Raw genomic sequence first — 26,514 nt, 5'->3', positions numbered from 1 at the left:
CACCGCTTTTCGTCGGCTGTTTGATGGGTTTGACGGCCCGGAATCAGCTATGATGGTCGATTCAGCGCGGCCACCCGTCGCGGCGCGCTTGTCGAAAAGTTAACGGAACGATGGGAAAGATACACACTCACTATGACAACCTGAAAGTGGCGCGCATGGCGCCGCAGGAAGTCATACGTGCCGCCTACAAGGCGCTCAGCCAGAAATACCACCCGGACAAGAATCCGGGCGACGAAAAGGCGGCGCGCATCATGGCCATCCTCAACAGCGCCTATGGCACGCTGGCCGATCCACAGCGCCGCAAGGAGCATGACGAGTGGATCGCGGCCGAGGAATGGGAAATCGAATGGCTGGAAAGCACGCGCCACGAGGACGGCCATAAGGCGCCCCGGCACGCGGGACCGGAGCATGCCTGGCCGGAACATATGGACGAACCGCGCGCGGTGCGTTCGGGCTGGCGCCGCAACTGGAAATGGGGCGTGGCGCTGGGCCTGAGCCTGGTGGTGGGCTGGGTGGGCGGCGTGGTGTCGGCCGGCCAGCCGCGCCTGCAGGCGGTGCTGGCCGCAGCGCTGGGCAGCAAGAGCGAACTGAGCGCGGCGGCGGGCATGACCGGGCCGGCGCCGTCCGCCACCCCGGCGCCGGCCGCCAGGGCCGAAGCCAGGAACGATCCGCTGGCCGACAGCTGGGCCGTCGCCAAGCCTTACGCGACCGAAAGCGGCGTGCTGCGCGCGCCGCTGATCAAGGTGGTGGCGCTGTCGCAAGTGGTGCTGCCGGGCACGGCCACCGCCGCCCCGGCCGATTGCGACGCCGACGCGCCCGCGCTGGCCGCGCCCAACGGCGAAGCCTGGCCGGCGCAGTCCGGCTACGTGGCCGGCTTCCCGGTCAGCAACAAGGGCGAGGACATGCAGCTCACGCTGGACAACGCCGGCAACGACTCGGCCGTGTTCATCAAGGTCTACGACCTGGAGCGCAAATCCAATGTGCGCTACGCCTACGTGCTGGCGCGCGACACCTGGGTGGTCGACAAGCTGGCCAGCGGCAAGTACGAAATCCGCTACCAGAACATCGACCCATCAGCCGACAAGACCAACTGCAGAAAGTAGGGCGGGTTAGCGCAGCGTAACCCGCCGTGCGTCACGGCTGCAAACTCTCAATCAGCCCCATCTCCGGGCTGGACATCAGCGTATCGATATCGACCAGTATCAGCATGCGCTCGTCTATGGTGCCCAGCCCGAGCACATACTCGGTGCTGAAAGCCGTACCCATTTCCGGCGCCGGCTTGATCTGTTCCGGCATCAGCGTGGTCACGTCCGACACGCTGTCCACCACCATGCCCACCACGCGGCCCTTGATGTTGAGAATGATCACGACGGTAAAGTCGTCATACACCGGCTCGCCCAGGTGGAACTTGATGCGCATATCCACCACCGGGATGATGATGCCGCGCAAATTAATCACGCCCTTGATAAATTCCGGCGCGCTGGCGATGCGCGTGACCGCCTCATAGCCCCGGATCTCCTGCACCTTCAGGATGTCGATGCCGTACTCTTCCTTGCCTAGCTTGAAGGCCAGGAACTCGCGGCCGTCGCTGTCGCTGCCGGGGTTGCTGGCGGTATTGGTGTTGTTGGCGGCGTCTTGCATGGTGGCTCCTTCGCATGAGGGATGTTATCAGGGTAGCCGTTTTCCGGGGCATTTGCTATTGTTGGAAAACGGACGGCGGCACCTTTGGCGGGGGTTGTCAGGCTGGCAAATTCTGATTATGCTGGGAACCAGACGGCGCGCGCCGCGGGAGCCGCGCGCGCAAACCGCGCAGCCTCGCGCGACCTTGGAGAATGTATGACCGATTCAAACGCCTCAGACGACAACTGGCTGCTCGACGAGGACGATGAGGAAGTGGCGCCGGCCGGCTTGCCGGCGCCGGACCAGCGCCTGTGGCGCGTGCTGATCGTCGACGACGACGTGGACGTGCATGCGGTCACCCGATTGGCGCTGCGCAATGTCAGCTTCAAGGGCCGCGAACTGGAGCTGTTCTCCGCCTACAGCGGGCGCGAAGCCTACGACATCCTGCGCGACACCCCCGACATTGCCCTGGTGCTGCTCGACGTGGTGATGGAAACCGACGATGCCGGCCTGCTGCTGGCGCGCCGCATCCGCGAGGAACTGCACAACGCCATCGTGCGCGTGGTGCTGCGCACCGGCCAGCCCGGCCAGGCGCCCGAGCAGCGCGTCATCATCGAATACGACATCAACGACTACAAAGCCAAGACCGAGCTGACCACGCAGAAGCTGTTCACCACGGTCATCTCCGCGCTGCGCGCCTACGAGAGCCTGAACATGCTCGAGCGCAGCCGCGTGGGCCTGGGCAAGATCCTGGCCGGCGCCACCAATCTGTACCAGATCCACTCGCTGCGCGAGTTCGCCTCGGGCGTGCTGAACCAGGTGTCCGCCATCCTGGACGTGGGCGCCGACGGCGTGCTGTGCCTGATGCAGGGCGACACCGGCCCGGCCACCGTGGTGGCCGCCACCGGCGGCTATGCGCCGCTGGCCGAGAACGAGCGCATGCCGTCCGAGCATCCGCTGTGGCCGGCCATCGCCAAGGCCTTCTCCGAAAAGAAAAGCCAGTTCGAGCATCCGGCCAACGTGCTGTTCATCCACACCCAGGACCGGGAAGTGGCGATCTCCGTCACGCCGCCGTGGCCGCTGGCGCAGATCCAGCGTGACCTGCTGGAAGTGTTCTGTCAGCGTATCGCCGCCGCCTTCGACAACCTGTACATGTTCGGCCAGCTGCGCAAGGCGCAGGAGGCCACCGTGGTAGCGCTGGCCGACCTGGCCGAGTTCCGCGACAGCGGCACCGGCGGCCATGTGCGCCGCGTGCAGGCGCTGTCGACCGCCATCGCCGCGCGCATGAAGGAGCGCGGCGTCTACGAGGACGAATTGACCCCGCAGCTGCTCGACATGATAGGCCTGGCCAGCATCCTGCACGACGTGGGCAAGGTGGCGACGCCGGACCGTATCCTGCTCAAGCCGGGCCTGCACACGCCCGACGAGCGGGTGCAGATGCAGACCCACGCCAACGTCGGCCGCACCATCCTGGAACGCGCCGCCAATATGGTCGACGGCGTCAGCTATCTGACTTATGGCGCCGAGATCGCCGGTGCGCACCACGAGCATTTCGACGGTGCCGGCTATCCGAACGGCCTGAAAGGGCGCGCTATTCCCATTTCCGCCCGCATCGTGGCGGTGGTGGACGTGTTCGACTCCCTGCTGCACGAGCGCCCGTACAAGGAACCGTGGCCCTACCCTGAGGTGATGACCTACATCAAGGCTCGCAGCGGCAGCCAGTTCGACCCCGAAGTGGTGCTGGCGCTGCTGGACGTGATCGAGCGGGATCCGGAACTGGGCCAGCAGCCACCGTCCGCGAAATAAGACATCCGCTGCGGCATTGTGGCGGGTTGGCCCCGCTGCAATGCCGCATTTTCAGGGGAATGTCACAGATTCTCACACTTCCGTAATATACTTTGCCTACAGGCAGTCTGCCGCCGCATCCCTGCGCGCCGCTGCCATCACGTGCGCCTCGCCCATGCGCAGACGGATTGCGGAAAGAATAATGAATCAGCCTATGGGTTTCACCGCGGGGCGGGCCAGCCAGCCTGCACGCCTTACAGCCGGCCTTGCAGCCGGCGTCAGCGCGCTCACCATCGAGCCGCATCCCGGCATGCGTGCCAGCCTGCACAATATGCTCAACCTGTGCGGCGTGACCCGGATCGAGGACGCCAGCAGTTCCGGTCAGGCCATCCGCATGCTTTCCAGCAAGACTTACGACATCGTGCTGTGCGAATACTGCCTGGACGGTGGCCAGGACGGCCAGCAGATGCTGGAGGACCTGCGCCACCACCGCCTGATCCAGCCCGCCACGCTGTTTTTCATGGTCACCGGCGAGGGCCAGTTCAACAAGGTGGTCAGCGCCGCCGAGCTGCAGCCCAACGACTACATCCTGAAACCTTTCACGGCCGACAATATGCTGGAGCGCATCGCGCGCGCCTTCGACAAGCGCCAGGCGCTGTCCGGCATCCACCAGCTGGTGGCGCTGGGCGACCAGCGCGGCGCCATCGCCGCCTGCCTGGACGGCGAGCAGCAGCAGCCGCGCTACGTGGCCGACTTCCAGCGCCTGCGCGCCGAGCTGCACATGGAGCTCGGCGAGCCGGAACTGGCCGAACCCATCTACGCGGAGCTGTACGCCAGCAAAAACATCCACTGGGCGCGGCTGGGCCAGGCCAAGTGCCTGTTCCTGCAAGGCCTGCACAGCGAGTCGCAGGCCATGCTGGGCGCGCTGGTGGAGCAGAACAAGCGCTTCCTGGACGCCTATGACTGGCTGGCGCGCACCCACGAGGTGGGCAGCGACTGGAGCGGCGCGCAAGCCGTGCTGAGCGAGGCGGTGGAGCTGTCGCCGCACGCCGTGCGCCGTTTGCGCAGGCTGGGCGAGGTGGCGCTGGAGGCGGGCGACCTGGACGCCGCCGAGCAGGCCTGGAAGCAGGTGGTCAGCAAGGCCCGCTATTCCGAATTCCGCGACCCCGAGGACCACGCGCGGCTGGTGTCCACGCTGGTGCGCAAGGGCGATCCGGTGCAGGCCGCCGCCGTCATCCGCGACCTGGACAAATCGCTGGCCGGGCAGCGCAACACGGCCGTGTGCAGCGCCATCTCCTCGGCCATGCTGCACGAGTACACCGGCAACCAGACGCGGCTGGACGAATCCATCCAGTTCGCGCTGGCCGGCTGCCGCCGCGCCACCGGCCTGTCCAACGACTTGCGGCTGGACCTGGCGCGCACCTGCCTGGAAGGCGGCAAGCCGGAGCAGGCCGCCGAAGTGCTGCGCGGCGTGATGCGCAATGCCGGCAACCCCGCCGCCATGGCCAAGGCCATGCGCGTGCTGGAGGACGCGGGGCAGGGCGAGCTGGCGCAGCAGCTGGCGGCGGAAAGCCGGCAGGAAGTGGTGGACATGGTGGCCGTGGGCGCCGCGCGCGCCAAGGAAGGCGACTACAAGGGCGCCGTCGAGCTGATGATGGAAGCGGTGGCCAAGCTGCCCGACAACGGCCAGGTGGTCTTCAACGCGGCCGTGGCGGTGCTCAAATGCCTGGAGAACACCGGCTGGGACGGCACCCTGGGGCAGGACGCGCTGAACCTGATCGCCAGCGTGCGGCGGCTGGACCCGTCCAACCCCAAGCTGGGCGCGCTGTCCGCCCTGCACCAGGACATATTGAAGAAATACAACATCCGGGCCGGACGGCTGGCGGCAATCTGACGCGGCGCGGCGCGCGCGGCGCTACAATGGATTGCCGCCCTGATAGGGCATAGCTGGATACCGCACCATGCCGTCTGCTTCGCCGCCCCCATCGCCCGCCAGCCTCGACACGCGCCCCGTGCGCGGTCCCCTGCTGAAAAAGCTGTGCAGCGACGAGGGCGTGTTCGCGCTGGGCGTGTCGGTGGCGCGCGTGGTGCAGCTGGTGGACTCGGACGAGGGCGGCACCCAGGAGCTGGCCTACTACGTGCTGTCGGACGCCGCGCTGACGCAGAAAGTGCTGCGCATTGCCAACACGCCGCGCTACCGCACCGTGGGCGGCATCGCCGTCACCACCATCTCGCGCGCCATTTCCCTGCTCGGCTTCGACAACGTGAAGACCACCGCGCTGGCCATGCTGCTGGTGGACACGCTGGCCAACAGCAAGCACGCGCAAAGCGTGCGGGTGGAGCTGGAGGCGGCGCTGTGCGCCAGCCTGATCGGGCGCGAGCTGGCGCGCCTGTCGGCCTACCAGGGGGCGGAGGAAGCCTCCATCGGCGCCCTGTTCAAGAATATCGGCCCGCTGCTGATCGCGTCCCAGCATCACGAGCGCTACCGCGAGATCAATGTGCTGGTGGCGGGCGGTGCGCACAGCATCAGCCAGGCCTCGCAGATGATACTGGGCAGCACCTACGACACGCTGTCGGCCGCCATCCTCAACGAATGGAAGATCCCGGACGTGATCGTGCGCTCCATCGGCGCGCTGCCGCCGGCGCCGGTGCAGAAGCCGCCGCCGAACCGGCAGGACTGGGTGCGGCTGGTGGTCTCCTTCAGCATGGACGCGGCGCGCGCGCTGGTGCGCCCGGGCGGGCTGGCGGACGACGTGCTCAAGGCCCTGTTCGAGCGCTACGGCGCGGCGCTGGGACTGGAGCGGCAGCGGATGGCGGAGATGCTGGGCGCGATACGCGGCGAGATGGACGAGCTGCTGGACACGCTGCAGCTGCAGCCGGCGCCGCCGCCGGCCGAGGAGAGCGCCGAGGGCCTGCCCAATGTGCTGCTGCTGGCCACCATGGACGCGGGCGGCAAGCTGCCCGAAGGCCAGCACGCCAGCGGCAAGCCCTACAACGCGCGCGAGCAGCTGCTGGCGGGCGTGCAGGAAGTGGCGCAGATGCGCGCGGCGGGGCGCTGCAAGGTCAACGAGGTGATCCAGGCGGTGCTCGAAACCCTGTACCGCAGCATGGGTTTCCGCTACGCCACCGTGTGCCTGAAGGACGCGCGCGCAGGCACCTTCCGGGCGCGCATCGCGTTCGGCGAAAAACACGCCGCGCGCATGGCCGAGTTCGCGTTTCCGATGGCGCCCGGCAGCGACCTGTTCCACCTGGCCATGCAGAACGACGCCGACCTGATGATCGCCGACGCCAGCACGCCGAAAATCCGCGACCTGCTGCCGGCCTGGCACCGCAAGCTGCTGCCGGACGCGCGCAGCTTCATCGTGCTGCCGCTGGTGGTGCAGGGCGTGCAGCTGGGCCTGTTCTACGCCGACCGCAGCGAGCCGGCGCCCGAAGGCGTGCCGCCCGACGAAACCTCGCTGATCCGCGCCCTCAAGGGCCAGGTGCTGGTGGCGCTGACGCCGTCCTGAGTCCGGCCTTTACCAGAATTTACCAAAATTAACTAACCGAAAAGGTTTCGCCGTGGAATGATGGCGCAAATCGTCACGGGGAGTGTGTGTGAAAGGTCGTCTGCAATTCGCTAATTTCCAATTCAAGCCTGCCGTCCGGCGCCGGCTGCTGCCGGCGCTGCAATTGTCCGTTTGCGCGGCGGCAGCGGCGGCGCAGCCAGCGCCCACCGGGGCGCTGGACCAGGCCTGCAGCCTGGCCGCCGCCGGCGCCGCAGCCGTGCCCGGCATTGCCGTGACCGTGGCGCCCGGCGCTGTGGGCGATCTGCCGTATGCCGAGGCGCGTTCGGCGGCGACAGGCGCTACGGCCAGGATTTATTTCGAGCCCGCGCTGGCCCAGGGCGTGGAGTCCAAGGCCGCGTGCTACCTCGGCCTGCTGGACCTGCTGGCTCCCGTCATTCCCGACGCGCGCCGGGACGTGCACTGGTCGGCCATGACCATCACCACCAAGCCGGATTATGTGGCTCCCAAGACCGGCGAGGCGCGCTGGCTGAATGTGTTCCGCTCGGCCGCCTGGGACGAAGCCGCGCTGCATTTCCTGATCGGGGTGATGCCCCACGAGCAGGTGCACTTCAGCCAGTCCCGCGCCGCCTTCAAACTGCCGCGCTGGTTCCAGGAGGGGCATGCGGAATGGGCGGGCCTGCAGGTCACGCGCCAGGTGCGGCCCGACATGGCCGAGCAGCGGCGCGCCGGGCTGGCCGCCGAGCGCGCAAAGCTGGACGCGCCCCATCTGGGCGCCTGGGGCGGCATGCGTGTCCGTCCGGAGGCAATAGAACGCCAGATGAGCAGCGAGGAACGCGCCCTCAAGGCGAAAGATCCGTCCTATGTGCCGAAAGGGCCGTTCAAATTCGGCCCCGGCGACTTCGTGCAGGACATGTCCGACGTGGAGGGCCTTTACGGTGCGGCGCTGGCGCTGTTCGACGGCCTTGAAAGCCGCCATGGCCGCGCCGCCGTGCAGGAATGGATCAGCGCCGTGCTGGCGTCCGGCGACGCCAGCCGCATCCTCCCGCTGGCGCAGGAGAAGCTGGGCGAGGACATCGCGCCCCTGCTGCGCTAGCGCTTCCTCAGCTTGCCGTGACCGTCGGGCGGGTTAGCTGGGGGCGCCGAGCTCGGCGTAACCCGCCATGCCGGCGCGCGCCAGCGCCTCAAACTGCTCCACCGGCACCGGCCGGGCGAACAGATAGCCCTGCGCTTCCTCGCAGCCTTTGCTGCGCAGGAACTCGCGCTGGGCCGCCGTTTCCACGCCCTCGGCCACCACCGCCAGCCCCAGCGAATGGGCCAGCGCGATGGTGGCGGCGACGATCACCGCGTCGTTCGGGTCGGTCTCGATGTCCTTCACAAAGCCCCGGTCGATCTTGATGCGGTCCAGCTCGAACAGCTTCAGGTAGCTCAGCGAGGAGTAGCCGGTGCCGAAGTCGTCGATGGCCACCTTCAGCCCGCGCGAGCGCAGTTCGCGCAGCAGCTTGCGGCTGTGCTCGGGATCCTGCATGGCGGCCGATTCGGTGATCTCCAGCTCCAGCAGGGCGGGGTTGATGCCGCTCTCGGCCAGCAGCCGGTCCAGCTGCGGCAGCAGCGCGCTGCCGTGGCATTGCCGCGCCGACAGGTTGACCGCCAGCCGCAGATGGCCCAGGCCGCCGTCCCGCCACAGCTGCAGCCGTTCCACGGCGCGCCTCAGCACCCAGTCGCCCAGCGGCAGTATCAGGCCCGATTCCTCGGCGATGGGGATAAAGCGGTCCGGCCCCACCATGCCCAGCTCGGGATGGTGCCAGCGCAGCAGCGCCTCGGCGCCGATCACGCCGCCGCCCTCCAGTTCCACCTGCGCCTGCAGGTAGAGCTCGAATTCGTTTTGCTCCAGCGCCTGCCACAGCCGGCTTTCCAGCAGCAGCCGTTCATGCGTGGCGGCGTTCATCGAAGGCGAGAAGAACTGGAAATTGCCCCGGCCCTGGCTCTTGGCGGCGTACATGGCGGTGTCGGCGTGGCGCAGCAGCGTGGGGGCGTCGCCGCCGTCGGACGGGAACATGGCCACGCCCACGCTGGCGCCGCTGTGGATGGTTTTCCCCTGCAGCACAAATGGCGCGCTGAGCGCGTCGACGATGCGCACCGCGATCTGGCTGGCGCTGTCCGGCGTAATCGGGTTGCCGGGTGCGCTGCCCGCCAGGACGATGAATTCATCGCCGCCCAGGCGGGCGATGGAGTCGATTTCGCGCAGCAGTTCGCGCAGCCGGTTGGCCACGCCGATCAGCAGCAGATCGCCCACCTGGTGGCCGTGCGTGTCGTTGATTTTCTTGAAGTGGTCGAGGTCGATGAACATCACCGCGCCGGTGCCCTGGCTGCGGCGCGCCTGGGCCAGCAGCTGGTCCAGGCGCAGGTTCAGCGACAAGCGGTTGTCCAGCCCCGTGAGCGGGTCGTGGTGGGCCAGGCGGTGGATGCGCTCCTGCGCGCGTTGCTGCTCGGTCAGGTCGTGCAGGATGGCGACGAACAGGTGCTCGTCCGGCAGCTCGACCTCGCTCACCGACAGCGCCAGCGGGAAGGCGCTGCCGTCGCTGCGCCAGCCGGTGGCTTCGTGCTCGTGGGTCACGCCGCTGGCGACCGCGCGCAGCAGGCCGGAGGCGGTCTCGCCTTCGGCCAGCGGCAGCAGATGCTCCAGGCGCAGGCCGGGCATTTGCTCGGGCGCGTAGCCGAACAGGCGCCCGGCCGCGCCGTTGGCCGACACCAGCGTGCCGTCGCTGGCGATGGTGAGGATGGCGTCGGCCGCCTTGTCGAGGATGGCCTGCAGGCGCGCTTCGCGCTCGCGCAGGCGGCGCGTGGCGTCCTTCACCTGGTCCTGGATCAGCGCGCGCTCGCCCGAGATCAGCAGCATCATGCCGCCCAGCAGCGCCGTCAGCAGCAGGCCGCAGGTCAGCACGGTCCAGCTCTGCCAGCCGCGCTGGGCCGCCGCGTAGTCGGCCGTGGGCGCCGCGGTCAGCAGGTAGTCGCGGCCGCCGAAGCGCAGGCGGCGCTGCACCTGCGCCGCCGCACTTGCCGCCGCGCCGTCCGCCGCGCCCCGCACGGAAGGCGGAAGGTGGTCGTACAGGGTGCGCGGCTGCGCGGCGCTCGCGTCCTGCAGGCGCACCTGCATGGCCGGGAAGTTCACCTGCGCGATGGCGCGTTCGATGTAGGAGTCCGCATGGATGGAGATCAGCAGCATGCCTATGGTGCTGGCGGCGTCGCCCGGCGCCTGCACGGCCTGCAGCAGGATCAGGCCGTTCTTCTCTGCATGGCGGAACAGCGAGATGGGAGCGCTGACCGAGGGCTGGCCGCTGCGCAGCGCCTGCCGCACGGCCTCGGCGCGCACCGGCTCGCTGAGGAAGTCGATGCCGAGGTAGCGCCTGCTGCTGATGGGCTCGATATAGGTCGACACCATGTATTCCGGGCGTTCGCCGGCGCGCTGCATGCGGTGCTCGCCGCCGCCTTCGCGCACTTCGAAGGCGGGATCGATGGCCTGCTTGCCCCATTGTTCGTAAGCGGCGCGCTGCGCGCGGCCAATGGGCTTGAGCCAGCTCATGGACAGCAGCTCGGGGCGCTTGTCGAGATAGCCGGAGGCGAAATTGCTGAAGTCGCTCGCGGCGATTGCGCGCTGCGGGTCGTTGAGCGCCTTGGACATGGCGTAGATGAAGCGCTCGTGCTCGCTGAACTGGGCTTGCAGCAAGTCGCCCAGCTGCTGCGACTTGAGGCGGAAGGTTTGCAGCTGCTGCACGTTCTCCCAGTGTTCGACCTGGAAGTAGATGCCGACGAACACCGCGCTCGAGACCAGCAGCGGCAGGCCCGCCAGCCAGCGGCGGCGGCGCCACAGCGGGCGCGGCTGGCCGATGGCGATCCAGGTCAGCGGCGCGGCCAGCAGGATGCCGGTGGTGTCGCCCAGCCACCAGGTGAACCAGTTGACCGGCAGCGCGGCCGGGGGCAGCGTGCCGAGCAGGCCGTTGCCGCCTATCGCCACCGTGCAGCTGACCAGGGCCAGCAGCGGCGCCAGCAGCATAAAGCCCAGCACGTCGCGTCCGCGCCCCAGCGCCGGCTGCACCGCGCGCCGCAGCACCAGCATGGCCACCCAGGCTTGCAGGGTGGCGCCGGCGCCGGCGGCCAGTGCGGCCAGCAGGGCCAGTCCCGAAGGCCAGCCCGGCGCGGCGGCGCTGCCCAGCGGCAGCAGGTTGACCAGCACCGCGCCCAGCGCCACCGCCGGCAGCAGGCGCGGCCCCAGCGTAAACACCGTGGCCAGGGCGATGCCGGCCGGCACGAACAGCGGGCTGGCGTAGGCTGCGCCCAGCGCCATCTCCAGGCCCAGGCGGCCGGCGGCCAGATAGGCCAGCAGCAGGGCGGCGTTGGCCAGCAGCAGGGAGCGCCGGCGGGAGGAGGGGGCTGGGGGAAAGGCGTGTGCTTGCAAAATCGGCTGCTCCAGTCGGGGCCAGTTCCGGCGCATCGGACGAGTGCGTCAAGATGTCGATTCTATAAGAAATCATTCAACTTAAAAACAACACTTGCACAATCACATTCTTGTGATTACAATCTCGCCCCGAAGCAGACGAAACATCGCAGCTTGCAGAAAATGAAGTCGAAAAATTCTGCAGACAGTGTTGACAAGTCAAAGAAGTTGCTTCATACTCTGCGGTTCCTCGCGGAGGGGTGGCCGAGTGGTTAAAGGCGACAGACTGTAAATCTGTTCTTTCGAGTACGCTGGTTCGAATCCAGCCCCCTCCACCAAGTTTTTGCAAGAAAACTGAGTGATAGCAGTGAAGATGATCTAAACCTCGCGGGTGTAGCTCAATGGTAGAGCAGAAGCCTTCCAAGCTTACGACGAGGGTTCGATTCCCTTCACCCGCTCCAGTTAGCTTGCATCTATGTGGTACATCGCAACAAATAAAGCCCTTTTAGCTCAGTGGTAGAGCACTCCCTTGGTAAGGGAGAGGCCACGTGTTCAATCCACGTAAAGGGCACCAGAATTCGCAGTATCAAGCAAGCAGCATCCTCAAGCAGTCGGGCGCGTGCCCTGCACACTTATCAAATTGTTAGGAGTCTAAAATGGCAAAAGGTAAATTCGAGCGGACTAAACCGCACGTGAACGTCGGCACCATCGGTCACGTTGACCATGGCAAGACCACCCTGACGGCTGCAATCGCTACCGTTCTGTCGAAGAAATTCGGCGGCGAAGCCAAAGCATACGACCAGATCGATGCTGCTCCAGAAGAAAAAGCACGCGGCATTACCATCAACACCGCCCACGTTGAGTACGAGACCGCATCGCGTCACTACGCTCACGTTGACTGCCCAGGCCACGCCGACTACATCAAAAACATGATTACCGGTGCAGCGCAGATGGACGGCGCGATCCTGGTTTGCTCCGCAGCTGACGGCCCAATGCCACAGACCCGCGAGCACATCCTGCTGGCCCGCCAAGTTGGCGTTCCATACATCGTTGTGTTCCTGAACAAGTGCGACCTGGTCGACGACGAAGAGCTGCTGGAACTGGTTGAGATGGAAGTGCGCGAGCTGCTGTCGAAATACGAGTTCCCAGGCGACGACCTGCCAATCATCAAAGGTTCGGCACGTAAAGCACTGGACGGCGACACTGGTCCTCTGGGCGAAGTAGCCATCATGGCTCTGGCCGACGCACTGGACAGCTACATCCCTACGCCAGAGCGCGCAGTGGACGGCGCCTTCTTGATGCCAGTGGAAGACGTGTTCTCGATCTCGGGCCGCGGCACCGTGGTGACCGGTCGCGTTGAGCGCGGTATCATCAAGGTCGGCGAAGAGATCGAAATCGTTGGTATCACCGACACCGTGAAAACCACCTGCACCGGCGTGGAAATGTTCCGCAAGCTGCTGGACCAGGGTCAGGCAGGCGACAACGTTGGTCTGCTGCTGCGCGGCACCAAGCGTGAAGACGTACAGCGTGGTCAGGTTCTGGCGAAGCCAGGCTCGATCAAGCCGCACAACCACTTCACCGGCGAGATCTATGTTCTGTCGAAAGACGAAGGCGGCCGTCACACCCCGTTCTTCAACAACTATCGTCCACAGTTCTACTTCCGTACGACTGACGTGACCGGTTCGATCGAACTGCCAGCGGACAAAGAAATGGTTATGCCAGGCGACAACGTGTCGATCACTGTTAAGCTGATCAACCCGATCGCTATGGAAGAAGGTCTGCGTTTTGCAATCCGCGAAGGCGGCCGTACCGTCGGCGCCGGCGTGGTAGCAAAAATCCTGGCCTAAGAATCTGCGCCAAGAACTAGCGCCCGACTGCAGTCGGGTGCTATAATTGCGGATTCACTGATCAAGTTTTACGTAGGGGCGTAGCTCAATTGGCAGAGCGTCGGTCTCCAAAACCGAAGGTTGGGGGTTCGAGGCCCTCCGCCCCTGCCACCGAATTCAGGTGCAGGGCACCGAAAGTAAAATAGAATGTCTAATCAATCCGTGCAAACCGTTAGCACGTCAAACGACAAGTTCAAAGTCGTGCTGGCTGTGGTTGCTGCGATTGCAGGCGTAGTCGGGTTCTTTTACCTGGCAGGTCAACCATCCCTGGTGCGGGCAGCTGCGCTAGTGGGTGGTTTGCTTATTTCCGCTGGCATCGCGTATACCTCGACCTCCGGCCGCGAATTCCTGAATTTCGCTAAAGAAGCCGTCCGCGAAACCAAAAAAGTCGTTTGGCCTACGCGCAAAGAAGCGACGCAAATCACGTTGATCGTGTTTGCCTTCGTATTGGTAATGGCTGTGTTCCTGTGGGGCACGGATAAGTTGCTGGAATTCCTGTTGTACGACGTGATTCTGGGTTGGAAACAATAATGAGCGAAAATGTGCAAGATGACGCGGCAGGCGAAGCAGTGCCGCCGCAAGAGGCTGGCGCAGCGCTGAGCGTACCGGTGAGCAACAAGCGCTGGTACGTCGTGCATGCTTATTCCGGCATGGAAAAAAGCGTCCAGCGCGCCCTGACCGAACGCGTCGAACGCGCCGGCATGCAAGAACAATTCGGCCAGATCCTGGTGCCCACCGAAGAAGTGGTGGAAGTCAAGAATGGCCAGAAGTCGGTCACCGAACGCCGTTTCTTCCCTGGCTACGTGCTGGTGGAAATGGAAATGACCGACGAAACCTGGCACCTGGTGAAAAACACCAGCAAGGTCACCGGTTTCATCGGCGGCAAATCGAACAAGCCGACCCCGATTCCTGCGCGCGAGATCGACAAGATCATGCAGCAAATGCAGGAAGGCGTGGAGAAGCCGCGTCCGAAAGTGCTGTACGAAGTGGGCGAGCAAGTCCGCATCAAGGACGGTCCGTTCACCGACTTCAACGGCAACGTGGAAGAAGTGAACTACGAGAAGTCCAAAGTGCGCGTCTCGGTCACCATCTTCGGCCGCGCCACCCCGGTTGAACTGGAATTCGGCCAAGTCGAAAAAGTTTAAGCCGCAGTTTTCTGTGGCTGGCGCCCCCCGGAGCGCGGCCTAGGCCAATCCGGACAAGAGGAGCCCTGCCATGTAAGTACCGGCGGGGCGCTACTACTCAAACCCAAAGATAGGAAGTGCCCAAATGGCAAAGAAAATCATTGGCTTTATCAAGCTGCAAGTGCCAGCAGGTAAAGCAAACCCATCCCCTCCAATCGGTCCAGCGCTGGGTCAGCGCGGTCTGAACATCATGGAATTCTGCAAAGCGTTCAACGCGCAGACCCAAGGTATGGAGCCAGGCATGCCGATCCCAGTCGTGATCACCGCATTCGCCGACAAGTCGTTCACCTTCGTGATGAAGACCCCTCCAGCGACCTACCTGATCAAGAAGCACTCGGGTATCACCAAGGGTTCGCCGAAGCCACATACCGACAAAGTCGGTAAGCTGACCCGCGCCCAAGCTGAAGAAATCGCAAAACTGAAGACCCCGGACCTGACCGCCGCCGACATGGACGCAGCAGTGCGCACCATCGCTGGTTCCGCACGTTCGATGGGCATCACGGTAGAGGGCATCTAATCATGGCAAAACTGTCCAAACGCGCTCAAGCCATCAAGGCTAAAGTAGACCGTACCAAAGTGTACGCTTTCGACAACGCTGTCACCCTGATCAAAGAACTGGCGACCGCCAAGTTCAACGAATCGATCGACGTGTCGGTACAGCTGGGTGTGGATCCTAAGAAATCCGACCAGGTTGTGCGTGGTTCCGTCGTGCTGCCAGCTGGCACCGGCAAAACCGTCCGCGTAGCGGTATTCGCTTCCGGCGAAAAGGCTGAAGCTGCTAAAGCAGCCGGCGCCGACGTTGTTGGTATGGAAGACCTGGCCGAGCGCGTCAAAGCCGGCGACATGCCTTTCGACATCGTCATCGCTTCGCCAGACACCATGCGTATCGTTGGTACCCTGGGTCAGATCCTGGGCCCACGCGGCCTGATGCCTAACCCGAAAGTCGGCACCGTAACCCCTGACGTCGCTACCGCCGTGAAAAACGCGAAAGCCGGCCAGGTTCAGTACCGTACCGACAAGGCTGGTATCATCCACGCGACCATCGGCCGCAAATCCTTCGACGACGCCGATCTGAAGCGCAACCTGGTTGCCCTGATCGAAGCGCTGAACAAGGCCAAGCCGGCATCGTCGAAAGGCGTGTACCTGCGTAAAGTAGCGATCTCGTCGACCATGGGCGCTGGCGTCCGTGTTGACCACGCTACCCTGGCAGCGTAATAAAGAATCAAGTCCTTCGGCGCAAGCCGGAGGCGCATCTTTGGGCTGTCCGCTCCGGCGGGCAGGCAATCAAAGACCGTTGGGCCGGAGGCAGCAAGCAGGTTTCCGGTTAATTGCCGCAGGGCGCCCAACGCAGATGGTGTACCCGATCAAGTTTTGCAGTCCAGTGGACTCCTAACCTCGGACGCCGTTGTTCGAACCGATGTGCGGCATTTGCCAAACATCATTTAAGGAGGTTGACCGTGGGTCTCAATCTGAATGACAAAAAGGCCGTCGTCGCCGAAGTTTCCGCAAAAGTAGCAACTGCGCAAACCATCGTCGTGGCCGAGTACCGTGGCATCCAGGTTGGTCACTTGACGCAACTTCGTGCTAAGGCGCGTGCCCAGGGCGTATACCTGCGTGTTCTGAAGAACACGCTGGCTCGTCGCTCTGTTGAAGGTACGCAATTCGCCGCTCTGGCTGACAGCATGACCGGTCCGTTGATCTACTCGATCTCGGATGACGCCGTGGCAGCAGCGAAAGTCATCAACGACTTCGCTAAAACCAACGACAAAATGGTCATCGTCGCCGGTAACTACGCAGGTAAACAGCTGGATAAAGCTGCTGTTACCGCGCTGGCGAGCATTCCTAGCCGTGAAGTCCTCATCTCGCAGCTGTTGGGCGTTATGCTGGCTCCGGTGTCGGGCTTTGCACGTGGTCTGGCTGCTCTGGCAGCGAAAAAAGGCGAAGGCGCCGCTGCTCCCGCAGCGGAAGAAACCGCAGCTTAATAGCCGCGCGCTTTTTTTCTCAAGTAATCAATTCTGTAGCATACAAACAAATTAGGAGTTTCAAATGGCAATTTCCAAAGACGATATCCTGAACGCAGTGAGCGAAATGTCCGTAATGGACCTGAACGAACTGGTCAAGGCCTTCGAAGAGAAGTTCGGCGTGTCGGCAGCAGCTATGGCTGCTCCAGCAGCCGGCGGCGCAACCGCTGGTGCAGCTGCTGAAGAACAGACCGAATTCAACCTGGTTCTGTCCGAAGTTGGCGCAAACAAAGTTGGCGTGATCAAAGTTGTTCGCGAAATCACCGGTCTGGGCCTGAAAGAAGCTAAAGACGTAGTTGACGGCGCACCAAAAGTCGTTAAAGAAGCTCTGTCGAAAGCTGACGCTGAAGCCGGCAAGAAGAAGCTGGAAGAAGCTGGCGCCAAGGCCGACCTGAAGTAATCTAGTTGTACTGGCGAGCAGTTAGCGCCGCGAGTCAAAGTGGGGCATTCCTTCCGAAAGGAAGGAATGCCGGCTTTGGCTCCTTTGTCGTCTTTGTCGTATTTGTAGCGCGCATTTGTAGCAAACTACGCTGCAGTTTGATCATATCGACCTGAAATGATAGAGGCTTGAGGTTTCGTCTGTGTGACGTTCGTTCCGCAGCGCACCTTGCAAAACCTGAATTTTCTATCCTTTCTGTCACTCACGGAGTGTCCATGCACTACTCATTTACTGAGAAGAAACGCATTCGCAAATCATTCGCGAAGCGCGCCAACGTCCACAACGTTCCGTTCCTGCTGGCTACCCAGCTCGAGTCCTACCACAACTTCCTGCAAGAAGACATCGCACCGTCGACGCGCAAGAATGACGGCCTGCAATCGGCCTTCACCTCCATTTTCCCTATCGTTTCGCACAATGGCTTCGCGCGTCTCGAGTTCCTGTCGTACGTCCTGGGCGACCCCGCCTTCGACGTCAAGGAATGCCAGCTGCGCGGCCTGACGTTCGCGTCGCCGCTGCGCGCCAAGGTACGCCTGGTGATCCTGGACAAGGAATCGCCTACCAAGCCTGTCGTCAAGGAAATGAAGGAACAGGAAGTCTACATGGGCGAACTGCCCCTGATGACCAGCACCGGTTCGTTCGTGATCAACGGTACTGAGCGCGTAATCGTTTCTCAGCTGCACCGCTCCCCAGGCGTGTTCTTCGAACACGACCGTGGCAAGACCCACTCCTCCGGCAAACTGCTGTTCTCGGCCCGCATCATTCCTTACCGCGGTTCGTGGCTGGACTTCGAGTTCGACCCGAAAGACATCCTGTTCTTCCGCGTCGACCGCCGCCGCAAGATGCCTGTGACCATCCTGCTGAAGGCCATCGGCATGTCGCCGGAACAGATCCTGGCGAACTTCTTCGTGTTCGACAACTTCCACCTGCGCTCCGAAGGCGCCGAGATGGAATTCGTGGCCGAACGCCTGCGCGGCGAAGTCGCGCGCTTCGACATCGTCGATCCGAAAACCGGCAAAGTGCTGGTCGCCAAGGACAAGCGCATCAACGCCAAGCACGTGCGCGACATCGACGCCGCCGGCCTGAAGCACATCTCCGTGCCGGAAGACTACCTGCTGGGCCGCGTCCTGGCCAAGAACATCGTCGATCCGGAAACCGGTGAAGTGGTGGCCAACGCCAACGACGAACTGACCGAAGACGTGCTGGCACGCCTGCGCGACGCGTCCATCGCCGACATCCAGACCCTGTACACCAACGATCTGGACCAGGGCGGCTACATCTCGCAGACCCTGCGCATCGACGACACGATGGACCAGACCGCTGCCCGCATCGCGATCTACCGCATGATGCGTCCAGGCGAACCGCCGACCGAAGAGTCGGTGGAAGCGCTGTTCAACGGCCTGTTCTACAGCCCTGACCGCTACGACCTGTCGGCCGTCGGCCGCATGAAGTTCAACCGCCGCATCGGCCGCGACGAACTGACCGGCATGATGACGCTGTCGAACGAAGACGTGCTGGCCGTGATCAAGATCCTGGTCGAGCTGCGCAATGGCCGCGGCGAAGTCGACGATATCGATCACCTGGGCAACCGCCGCGTGCGCTGCGTGGGCGAACTGGCCGAAAACCAGTTCCGCGCCGGCCTGGTGCGCGTCGAGCGCGCCGTCAAGGAACGCCTCGGCCAGGCCGAAGCGGACAACCTGATGCCGCACGACCTGATCAACTCCAAGCCGATTTCGGCCGCTATCCGCGAGTTCTTCGGTTCGTCCCAGCTGTCGCAGTTTATGGACCAGACCAACCCGCTGTCGGAAATCACGCACAAACGCCGCGTTTCCGCCCTGGGCCCTGGCGGTCTGACCCGCGAACGCGCCGGCTTCGAGGTGCGCGACGTGCACCCGACCCACTACGGCCGCGTCTGCCCGATTGAAACGCCTGAAGGCCCGAACATCGGTCTGATCAACTCGCTGGCACTGTACGCCCGCCTGAACGAATACGGCTTCCTGGAAACCCCGTACCGCAAGGTCGAAGGCTCCATGGTGACCGACAAGATCGACTACCTGTCCGCGATCGAAGAAGGCCGCTACATCATCGCCCAGGCGAATGCGACCATCAACGCCGAAGGCAAGCTGAGCGACGAGCTGGTGTCGGCCCGTGAAGCCGGCGAGACCATCCTGGTATCGCCAGAGCGCATCCAGTACATGGACGTGGCGCCAGGCCAGATCGTGTCCGTGGCAGCGTCGCTGATTCCGTTCCTGGAACACGATGATGCGAACCGCGCATTGATGGGTGCCAACATGCAGCGCCAGGCCGTACCTTGCCTGCGTCCGGAAAAAGCACTGGTCGGTACCGGTATCGAACGCACCGTGGCAGTCGACTCGGGCACCACCGTGCAAGCCCTGCGCGGCGGCCTGGTGGACTACATCGATGCAGGCCGCGTGGTGATCCGCGTCAACGACGAAGAAGCGCAAGCTGGCGAAGTCGGTGTGGACATCTACAACCTGATCAAGTACACCCGTTCCAACCAGAACACCAACATCAACCAGCGTCCTATCGTGCAAGTGGGCGACCGCGTGGCCAAGGGCGACGTGATCGCCGACGGCGCATCGACCGACCTGGGCGAGCTGGCGCTGGGCCAGAACATGACCGTGGCCTTCATGCCATGGAATGGTCTGAACTTCGAAGATTCGATCCTGATCTCGGAAAACGTGGTGAAGGACGACCGCTACACCTCGATCCACATCGAAGAGCTGTCCGTTGTGGCACGCGATACCAAGCTGGGCGCGGAAGAAATCACCCGCGACATCTCGAACCTGGCTGAGAACCAGCTGGCTCGTCTGGATGAGTCCGGTATCGTCTACATCGGCGCGGAAGTGACCGCCGGCGACACCCTGGTTGGTAAGGTGACGCCTAAAGGCGAAACCCAGCTGACCCCGGAAGAGAAGCTGCTGCGCGCCATCTTCGGCGAAAAAGCGTCGGACGTGAAAGACACCTCGCTGCGCGTGCCTTCGGGCATGGTCGGCACCGTGATCGACGTGCAGGTGTTCACCCGCGAAGGCATCGTGCGCGACAAGCGCGCCCAGCAGATCATCGACGATGAACTGAAACGCTTCCGCCTGGACCTGAACGACCAGATGCGTATCGTGGAGGGCGACGCCTTCCAGCGTCTGGAGAAGATGCTGATTGGCCAAGTGGTCAACGGCGGTCCGAAGAAGCTGGCCAAGGGCGCCAAGATCACCAAGGACTACCTGGACGATCTGGACAAATACCACTGGTTCGACATCCGCCCTGCGGACGACGGTGCCGCCACCGCGCTGGAAGCCATCAAGGAATCCATCAACGAGAAGCGCCACCAGTTCGACCTGGCCTTCGAAGAGAAGCGCAAGAAGCTGACGCAAGGCGACGAGCTGCAGCCTGGCGTGCAGAAAATGGTCAAGGTCTACCTGGCCGTGAAACGCCGCCTGCAGTCGGGCGACAAGATGGCAGGCCGCCACGGTAACAAGGGTGTGGTTTCCCGTATTGTTCCAGTGGAAGACATGCCATACATGGCCGACGGCACGCCGGCCGACGTGGTGCTGAACCCGCTGGGTGTTCCGTCCCGTATGAACGTGGGTCAGATCCTGGAAACCCACTTGGGCTGGGCAGCAAAAGGCCTGGGTATCCGCATCGGCGAAATGCTGGCGCAGCAGATCAAAGTGGAAGAGATGCGCAAGTATCTGACCACCGTGTACAACGAGTCGGGCCGTCCCGAGGACATCGACCAGTTCGACGACGAAGAGATCATGAAGCTGGCGCACAACCTGAAAAAAGGTGTGCCGTTCGCGACCCCGGTGTTCGACGGCGCGCACGAGTCGGAAATCCGCCGCATGCTGGATCTGGCCTACCCTGACGACATCGCCCACAAACTGGGCATGACGCCATCGAAGAACCAGGTCACCATGTACGACGGCCGCACCGGCGAAGCGTTCGAGCGCAAGGTCACCGTCGGCGTGATGCACATGCTGAAGCTGCACCACCTGGTCGACGACAAGATGCACGCGCGTTCGACCGGTCCATACTCGCTGGTGACGCAGCAGCCACTGGGCGGTAAAGCCCAGTTCGGCGGCCAGCGCTTCGGTGAGATGGAGGTGTGGGCACTGGAAGCATACGGCGCGTCCTACGTGCTGCAAGAGATGCTGACTGTGAAGTCGGATGACGTGAACGGCCGTACCAAAGTGTACGAAAACCTGGTCAAAGGCGACCACGTGATCGACGCGGGCATGCCGGAATCGTTCAACGTGCTGGTGAAAGAGATCCGTTCCCTGGGTATCGATATCGACCTGGAACGCAACTAAGACACTGGCGCCGCCGGGCGGCGGAAACCCTCCGCCCGGCAGCTTTAAGAATTCAATCACCTGGAGTGATACATGAAAGCTCTGCTCGATCTATTCAAGCAAGTTCAGCAAAACGAGACGTTCGACGCGATCAAGATCGGTCTGGCCTCTCCTGAAAAAATCCGTTCCTGGTCCTACGGCGAAGTCAAAAAGCCGGAAACCATCAACTACCGCACCTTCAAGCCTGAGCGCGACGGCCTGTTCTGCGCCAAGATCTTTGGCCCGATCAAGGACTACGAATGCCTGTGCGGCAAGTACAAGCGCCTGAAGCACCGCGGCGTGATCTGCGAAAAGTGCGGCGTTGAAGTCACGCTGGCCAAAGTGCGCCGCGAGCGCATGGGCCACATCGAGCTGGCCTCGCCGACCGCCCACATCTGGTTCCTGAAATCGCTGCCGTCGCGCCTGGGCATGGTCCTGGACATGACCCTGCGCGATATCGAACGCGTGCTGTACTTCGAAGCATACGTCGTGACCGACCCCGGCATGACCCCGCTGAAGAAGTGCCAGATCATGTCGGAAGACGACTACGCCGCCAAGTACGAAGAGTACGGCGACGACTTCACCGCCTTCATGGGCGCCGAAGGTATCCGTGAACTGCTGCGCTCGATCGACATCCACCGCGATGCCGAGACCCTGCGCGTGGAACTGAAGGAATCGAAGTCCGAAGCGAAGATCAAGAAGTACGCCAAGCGCCTGAAAGTGCTGGAAGCATTCCAGCGCTCCGGCATCAAGCCGGACTGGATGATCATGGAAGTGCTGCCAGTGCTGCCGCCGGAACTGCGTCCGCTGGTACCGCTGGACGGCGGCCGCTTCGCGACCTCCGACCTGAACGACCTGTATCGCCGCGTCATCAACCGTAACAACCGTCTGAAACGCCTGATGGAGCTGCGCGCTCCAGAGATCATCACGCGCAACGAAAAGCGCATGCTGCAAGAAGCAGTCGATTCGCTGCTGGACAACGGCCGTCGCGGCAAAGCGATGACCGGCGCCAACAAGCGTCCGCTGAAATCGCTGGCCGAGATGATCAAAGGTAAGGGCGGCCGCTTCCGTCAGAACTTGCTGGGTAAGCGCGTCGACTACTCGGGCCGTTCGGTCATCGTGGTGGGTCCGCAGCTGAAACTGCACCAGTGCGGTCTGCCTAAGCTGATGGCGCTGGAACTGTTCAAGCCTTTCATCTTCAACAAGCTCGAACTGATGGGCCTGGCTACGACGATCAAGGCCGCCAAGAAGCTGGTCGAGATTCAAGAGCCGGTGGTGTGGGACATCCTGGAAGAAGTCATCCGCGAACACCCGATCATGCTGAACCGTGCGCCTACGCTGCACCGTCTGGGCATCCAGGCTTTCGAGCCGGTCCTGATCGAAGGCAAGGCCATCCAGCTGCACCCACTGGTCTGCGCGGCATTCAACGCCGACTTCGACGGTGACCAGATGGCAGTCCACGTTCCGCTGTCGATCGAAGCACAAATGGAAGCCCGCACGCTGATGCTGGCTTCGAACAACATCCTGTTCCCGTCGAACGGCGAACCGTCCATCGTTCCTTCGCAGGATATCGTGCTGGGTCTGTACTACGCGACCCGCGAAGCGATCAACGCCAAGGGCGAGGGCATGCTGTTCCCGGACGTGTCGGAAGTCATCCGCGCCTACGACAACAAGGAAGTCGAACTGACCACGCGCATCACCGTGCGTATCGTCGAAAATCCAAAAGATCCGGCGACCGGCGAGTTCGTGCGCACGCTGACCCGTTATGAAACGACGGTCGGCCGCGCCATCCTGTCCGAGATCCTGCCTAAAGGCCTGCCATTCTCCGTGCTGAACCGCGCGCTGAAGAAGAAGGAAATCTCCAAGCTGATCAACACGTCCTTCCGTAAGTGCGGCCTGCGCGCGACGGTGGTGTTCGCCGACCAGCTGATGCAGTCGGGCTTCCGCCTGGCAACCCGCGCCGGCATTTCGATCTGCGTGGACGACATGCTGGTACCGCCACAAAAAGTCACCCTGATTTCGGCTGCAGAGTCCGAAGTCAAACAGATCGAGCAGCAGTACGCTTCGGGTCTGGTGACCGCCGGCGAGCGTTACAACAAGGTGGTCGACATCTGGGGCAAGACCTCGGACGAAGTCGGCAAGGCCATGATGGACCAGCTGAAAGTGGAAGACGTCGTGAAACGCGACGGCACCACCACCACCCAGGAATCGTTCAACGCGATTTACATGATGGCCGACTCGGGCGCCCGCGGTTCCGCAGCGCAGATTCGCCAGCTGGCTGGTATGCGTGGTCTGATGGCGAAACCGGACGGTTCGATTATCGAAACGCCGATTACCGCGAACTTCCGCGAAGGCCTGAACGTTCTGCAGTACTTCATCTCGACCCACGGCGCTCGTAAAGGTCTGGCGGATACGGCACTGAAGACCGCAAACTCGGGTTACCTGACCCGCCGCCTGGTCGACGTGACCCAGGATCTGGTGGTGATCGAGGACGATTGCGGCACGTCCAACGGCACGCTGATGAAGGCGATGGTCGAGGGCGGTGAAGTGATCGAAGCCCTGCGCGACCGTATCCTCGGCCGCGTGGCAGGCACCGACATCGTCAATCCTGAGACCCAGGAAACCGTGTTCGAAGCCGGCACGCTGCTGGACGAAGACATGGTGGAAGAAGTCGAACGCATGGGCATCGACGAAGTCAAGGTCCGCACCCCGCTGACCTGCGACACGCGTTACGGCCTGTGCGCCAAGTGCTACGGCCGCGACCTGGGCCGCGGCATGCTGGTCAACTCCGGCGAAGCTGTCGGCGTGGTGGCAGCGCAGTCGATCGGTGAGCCGGGTACCCAGCTGACCATGCGTACCTTCCACATCGGTGGTGCGGCATCGCGTGCGGCAGTGGCGTCGTCGGTGGAAGCCAAGTCGAACGGCACCATCCGCTTCACCTCGACCATGCGTTACGTCACCAACGGCAAGGGCGCGCAAATCGTCATTTCCCGTTCCGGTGAAGTGCTGATTACCGACGACCACGGCCGTGAGCGCGAGCGCCACAAAGTGCCGTACGGCGCGACCCTGATCGTCAAGGACGGCATGGTCATCAAGGCCGGTACGGCCCTGGCGACCTGGGATCCGCTGACCCGTCCTATCATTACCGAGTACGCCGGTACGGTGCGTTTCGAGAACGTCGAAGAAGGCGTGACCGTGGCCCGCCAGGTGGACGAAGTGACCGGTCTGGCAACGCTGGTGGTAATCGATGCGAAACGCCGTGGTTCGCTGACCAAGACCATGCGTCCGCAGGTGAAACTGCTGAACGAAGATGGCAACGAAGTGAAGATCGCCGGCACCGAACACGCCGTGGCGATTGGCTTCCAGGTCGGCGCGCTGATCATGGTGAAAGACGGCCAGCAAGTGTCCGTGGGTGAGGTTCTGGCGCGTATCCCGACCGAATCGCAGAAGACCCGCGACATTACCGGTGGTCTGCCGCGCGTTGCCGAGCTGTTCGAAGCACGTTCGCCGAAAGACGCGGGCATGCTGGCGGAAGTCACCGGTACGGTTGCGTTTGGTAAAGAAACCAAGGGCAAGCAGCGTCTGGAAATCACCGACATGGACGGCAACAAGCACGAGTTCCTGATCACCAAGGACAAGCAAGTGCTGGTGCACGACGGCCAGGTGGTGAACAAGGGCGAGATGATCGTGGACGGCCCGGCCGATCCGCAAGACATCCTGCGTCTGCTGGGTATCGAAGCGCTGGCGCGTTACATCGTCGACGAAGTGCAGGACGTGTACCGTCTGCAGGGCGTGAAGATTAACGACAAGCACATCGAAGTGATCGTGCGCCAGATGCTGCGCCGTGTACAGATCGTCAACGCCGGCGACACCGACTACATCGTCGGCGAGCAGGTGGAGCGTTCCGAGCTGCTGGAAGAAAACGACCGCATGAACGCGGCGCAGAAGATTCCTGCAACCTACGAAAACGTACTGCTGGGTATTACCAAGGCATCGCTGTCGACCGATTCGTTCATCTCGGCCGCATCGTTCCAGGAAACCACCCGCGTGCTGACGGAAGCGGCGATCATGGGCAAGCGCGACGGTCTGCGCGGCCTGAAAGAGAACGTGATCGTGGGCCGTCTGATCCCAGGCGGTACCGGTCTGGCCTTCCACCGCGCGCGCCGCGAGAAGGAAGTCTGGGAAGCGGAAGAACGCAAAGCCCTGCTGGACGCGGAACGCGCGGCCATCGTGGCCGAGCTGCCAGGCGAGGAAGTTCCTCACGGCGGCGACGAAGCGTAATCTTCAAGCCTCAAAGCAAAACGGCACCTTCGGGTGCCGTTTTTTTATGCCCGCCGCGCGGGGCTGAAGACGTCGTTCAGCGACGTGGCGTTGAGCAGTGCGCGGCCCCATCGGGACAGCTGTTCTGTATCCGCTTCTTCCAGCCGCCGGCGTATGGGGGCAGGCAGCTCGCCGAATCGCTCGGTCAACTGGATCTCTATTAGTTCTGCCTGTCCGCGTAGGCGGCCTTTGGCTTCGCCTTTTTCGAGAGCCTCACGTACAAACGGGAGCATGTATTCCATGGCGAACCCCTCATGTTTCTGTTTAATCTCTTGCCAAAATGCAGCTTCCATTTCTGCCGGCAGGCGCATCATCCATCCGATGACGTTGGCGAAATCCATAATACGCTCGCGCGGCCAACCGCGCTTATACAGCAGGGTTATCAAGTGCAGCTTGGCGGCGTGCCGCTCTGTATGCTTGTGGCGCGTCCGCTGAGTCTGTATATGTGCGGCGGTTAGCAGGGCGAATGGATTTTTGCTTTTGAGCAGTTTGTTCAAATCGTAGCTCCGCAGGGTTATCGCGGGGAATTTGAAATGCATCTGGCAACCGAATATTTTGTAGCCGTATTGTGGCGAGGTGTGGCCGTAGTCAGTGTCGGCTAATATCGCTAAGGACGCGACAGGCAGGCGGTGCTGATTGAATATGCGGTAGTTATAAATGAAGATGCGTTCGGCAAAATTATCGCTGTAGCGGCTTTGGACTTCGATATGCACCAGAACCAATTTGGCCGCACCATTGAACAGGGTAACGCGGACAAGTTTATCGGCTCGGCGCGGGCCGGTGATGGCGTCCGGTGCAATTTGTTCCAATTCGGTGTCGAGAAATTCGATGGGCTGTTGCCAGTCGATCTGTTTGTGTGCGGCGGGAAAATAGAAAGCCATGAACTCCTGAAAATAGCGGGATAGCGTTATTTTCCAGGGCGGGTCATATTGGTCCGGCATGGCGGCTCTCCGCTGGGCTGAAGAGCTTATGTTG

Annotated in this window: 17 protein-coding genes and 4 tRNA genes; 18 read left to right on the top strand and 3 right to left on the bottom strand. The window is 62.8% G+C overall.

Annotated elements, in window-relative coordinates; genetic code table 11:
• The first annotated feature begins 110 nt into the window (after nt 1–110).
• Nucleotides 111–1,103 carry a J domain-containing protein gene (locus tag GTP77_RS07320; protein ID WP_161071500.1) on the top strand — a complete coding sequence of 331 codons (993 nt, stop codon included), beginning with the start codon at nt 111–113 and terminating at the stop codon, nt 1,101–1,103.
• Between the two features lie 31 nt (nt 1,104–1,134).
• Here GTP77_RS07320 and GTP77_RS07315 read toward each other — a convergent pair whose 3' ends face one another.
• Entirely contained in the window at nt 1,135–1,641 is a 507-nt protein-coding gene (locus GTP77_RS07315; RefSeq protein ID WP_161071499.1) for a chemotaxis protein CheW, read from the bottom strand.
• A gap of 195 nt (nt 1,642–1,836) precedes the next feature.
• Between GTP77_RS07315 and GTP77_RS07310 the strand changes: the two genes are divergently transcribed.
• The 4 genes from GTP77_RS07310 to GTP77_RS07295 all read left to right on the top strand — a co-directional run bounded on the left by GTP77_RS07310 (nt 1,837) and on the right by GTP77_RS07295 (nt 8,007).
• Nucleotides 1,837–3,426 carry a DUF3369 domain-containing protein gene (locus GTP77_RS07310; RefSeq protein WP_161071498.1) on the top strand — a complete coding sequence of 530 codons (1,590 nt, stop codon included), beginning with the start codon at nt 1,837–1,839 and terminating at the stop codon, nt 3,424–3,426.
• Between the two features lie 181 nt (nt 3,427–3,607).
• On the top strand, nt 3,608–5,299 hold the full coding sequence (locus GTP77_RS07305; protein ID WP_229202110.1) for a tetratricopeptide repeat-containing response regulator: 1,692 nt from the start codon (nt 3,608–3,610) through the stop codon (nt 5,297–5,299).
• Nucleotides 5,300–5,366: 67 nt separating this feature from the next.
• Nucleotides 5,367–6,914, top strand: a complete 1,548-nt coding sequence (locus tag GTP77_RS07300; protein ID WP_161071497.1) for an HDOD domain-containing protein — start codon at nt 5,367–5,369, stop codon at nt 6,912–6,914.
• Between the two features lie 88 nt (nt 6,915–7,002).
• On the top strand, nt 7,003–8,007 hold the full coding sequence (locus GTP77_RS07295) for a hypothetical protein (RefSeq protein WP_161071496.1): 1,005 nt from the start codon (nt 7,003–7,005) through the stop codon (nt 8,005–8,007).
• 33 nt (nt 8,008–8,040) lie between these two features.
• Here the strand turns inward: GTP77_RS07295 and GTP77_RS07290 are convergent, their stop codons facing one another.
• Entirely contained in the window at nt 8,041–11,367 is a 3,327-nt protein-coding gene (locus GTP77_RS07290) for an EAL domain-containing protein (RefSeq protein WP_229202109.1), read from the bottom strand.
• Between the two features lie 233 nt (nt 11,368–11,600).
• On the opposite strand from GTP77_RS07290, the gene GTP77_RS07285 reads away from it, so the two are divergent.
• From GTP77_RS07285 to rpoC, 13 genes are all read left to right on the top strand, one after another.
• Nucleotides 11,601–11,684 (top strand) — tRNA-Tyr (locus tag GTP77_RS07285).
• A gap of 49 nt (nt 11,685–11,733) precedes the next feature.
• Nucleotides 11,734–11,807, top strand: a tRNA-Gly gene (locus GTP77_RS07280).
• 38 nt (nt 11,808–11,845) lie between these two features.
• Nucleotides 11,846–11,920 (top strand) — tRNA-Thr (locus GTP77_RS07275).
• An 82-nt stretch (nt 11,921–12,002) separates the two neighbouring features.
• Complete coding sequence (tuf, locus tag GTP77_RS07270; protein WP_161071440.1) at nt 12,003–13,193, top strand: elongation factor Tu; 1,191 nt, start codon at nt 12,003–12,005, stop codon at nt 13,191–13,193.
• Between the two features lie 74 nt (nt 13,194–13,267).
• Nucleotides 13,268–13,343, top strand: a tRNA-Trp gene (locus GTP77_RS07265).
• Between the two features lie 36 nt (nt 13,344–13,379).
• Nucleotides 13,380–13,763 carry a preprotein translocase subunit SecE gene (gene secE / locus GTP77_RS07260; RefSeq protein ID WP_161071494.1) on the top strand — a complete coding sequence of 128 codons (384 nt, stop codon included), beginning with the start codon at nt 13,380–13,382 and terminating at the stop codon, nt 13,761–13,763.
• Nucleotides 13,763–14,377 (top strand): transcription termination/antitermination protein NusG, encoded by a 615-nt coding sequence (nusG, locus tag GTP77_RS07255; protein ID WP_161071493.1) that lies wholly within the window; start codon nt 13,763–13,765, stop codon nt 14,375–14,377. The genes secE and nusG overlap by 1 nt, the downstream gene beginning before the upstream one ends.
• Nucleotides 14,378–14,501: 124 nt before the next feature.
• Nucleotides 14,502–14,933 carry a 50S ribosomal protein L11 gene (gene rplK / locus GTP77_RS07250; protein WP_161071492.1) on the top strand — a complete coding sequence of 144 codons (432 nt, stop codon included), beginning with the start codon at nt 14,502–14,504 and terminating at the stop codon, nt 14,931–14,933.
• A gap of 2 nt (nt 14,934–14,935) precedes the next feature.
• Nucleotides 14,936–15,631 (top strand): 50S ribosomal protein L1, encoded by a 696-nt coding sequence (rplA, locus tag GTP77_RS07245; RefSeq protein WP_161071491.1) that lies wholly within the window; start codon nt 14,936–14,938, stop codon nt 15,629–15,631.
• A 242-nt stretch (nt 15,632–15,873) separates the two neighbouring features.
• Nucleotides 15,874–16,398, top strand: a complete 525-nt coding sequence (rplJ, locus tag GTP77_RS07240; protein ID WP_161071490.1) for a 50S ribosomal protein L10 — start codon at nt 15,874–15,876, stop codon at nt 16,396–16,398.
• Between the two features lie 64 nt (nt 16,399–16,462).
• Nucleotides 16,463–16,837: a 50S ribosomal protein L7/L12 gene (gene rplL / locus GTP77_RS07235; RefSeq protein WP_161071489.1), complete on the top strand. Its 375-nt coding sequence runs from the start codon at nt 16,463–16,465 to the stop codon at nt 16,835–16,837.
• A gap of 254 nt (nt 16,838–17,091) precedes the next feature.
• A complete protein-coding gene (gene rpoB / locus GTP77_RS07230; protein WP_161071488.1) occupies nt 17,092–21,201 on the top strand; it encodes a DNA-directed RNA polymerase subunit beta in 4,110 nt (1,369 codons plus the stop codon).
• A 72-nt stretch (nt 21,202–21,273) separates the two neighbouring features.
• Nucleotides 21,274–25,500, top strand: a complete 4,227-nt coding sequence (gene rpoC, locus GTP77_RS07225) for a DNA-directed RNA polymerase subunit beta' (protein ID WP_161071487.1) — start codon at nt 21,274–21,276, stop codon at nt 25,498–25,500.
• A gap of 44 nt (nt 25,501–25,544) precedes the next feature.
• On the opposite strand, the gene GTP77_RS07220 is transcribed toward rpoC, so the two are convergent.
• Nucleotides 25,545–26,480 carry a DUF4351 domain-containing protein gene (locus tag GTP77_RS07220; RefSeq protein WP_161071486.1) on the bottom strand — a complete coding sequence of 312 codons (936 nt, stop codon included), beginning with the start codon at nt 26,478–26,480 and terminating at the stop codon, nt 25,545–25,547.
• Nucleotides 26,481–26,514: the final 34 nt, after the last annotated feature.

It is taken from the genome of Pseudoduganella aquatica (assembly GCF_009857595.1).
Classification (GTDB): Bacteria; Pseudomonadota; Gammaproteobacteria; order Burkholderiales; family Burkholderiaceae_D; genus Rugamonas; species Rugamonas aquatica_A.
Note: the sequence above shows the minus strand (reverse complement) of the source record. Positions and strands in the feature narration are given on the sequence as shown.

Bases quoted from the DNA above. Each gene is read 5' to 3' on its own strand.
- rplA (WP_161071491.1), top strand. From the start codon at position 14,936: ATGGCAAAACTGTCCAAACGCGCTCAAGCCATCAAGGCTAAAGTAGAC.
- rpoC (WP_161071487.1), top strand. From the start codon at position 21,274: ATGAAAGCTCTGCTCGATCTATTCAAGCAAGTTCAGCAAAACGAGACG.
- GTP77_RS07220 (WP_161071486.1), bottom strand. From the start codon at position 26,480: ATGCCGGACCAATATGACCCGCCCTGGAAAATAACGCTATCCCGCTAT.
- GTP77_RS07320 (WP_161071500.1), top strand. From the start codon at position 111: ATGGGAAAGATACACACTCACTATGACAACCTGAAAGTGGCGCGCATG.
- GTP77_RS07315 (WP_161071499.1), bottom strand. From the start codon at position 1,641: ATGCAAGACGCCGCCAACAACACCAATACCGCCAGCAACCCCGGCAGC.
- nusG (WP_161071493.1), top strand. From the start codon at position 13,763: ATGAGCGAAAATGTGCAAGATGACGCGGCAGGCGAAGCAGTGCCGCCG.
- GTP77_RS07310 (WP_161071498.1), top strand. From the start codon at position 1,837: ATGACCGATTCAAACGCCTCAGACGACAACTGGCTGCTCGACGAGGAC.
- GTP77_RS07305 (WP_229202110.1), top strand. From the start codon at position 3,608: ATGAATCAGCCTATGGGTTTCACCGCGGGGCGGGCCAGCCAGCCTGCA.
- rpoB (WP_161071488.1), top strand. From the start codon at position 17,092: ATGCACTACTCATTTACTGAGAAGAAACGCATTCGCAAATCATTCGCG.
- rplK (WP_161071492.1), top strand. From the start codon at position 14,502: ATGGCAAAGAAAATCATTGGCTTTATCAAGCTGCAAGTGCCAGCAGGT.
- tuf (WP_161071440.1), top strand. From the start codon at position 12,003: ATGGCAAAAGGTAAATTCGAGCGGACTAAACCGCACGTGAACGTCGGC.
- rplL (WP_161071489.1), top strand. From the start codon at position 16,463: ATGGCAATTTCCAAAGACGATATCCTGAACGCAGTGAGCGAAATGTCC.
- GTP77_RS07300 (WP_161071497.1), top strand. From the start codon at position 5,367: ATGCCGTCTGCTTCGCCGCCCCCATCGCCCGCCAGCCTCGACACGCGC.
- secE (WP_161071494.1), top strand. From the start codon at position 13,380: ATGTCTAATCAATCCGTGCAAACCGTTAGCACGTCAAACGACAAGTTC.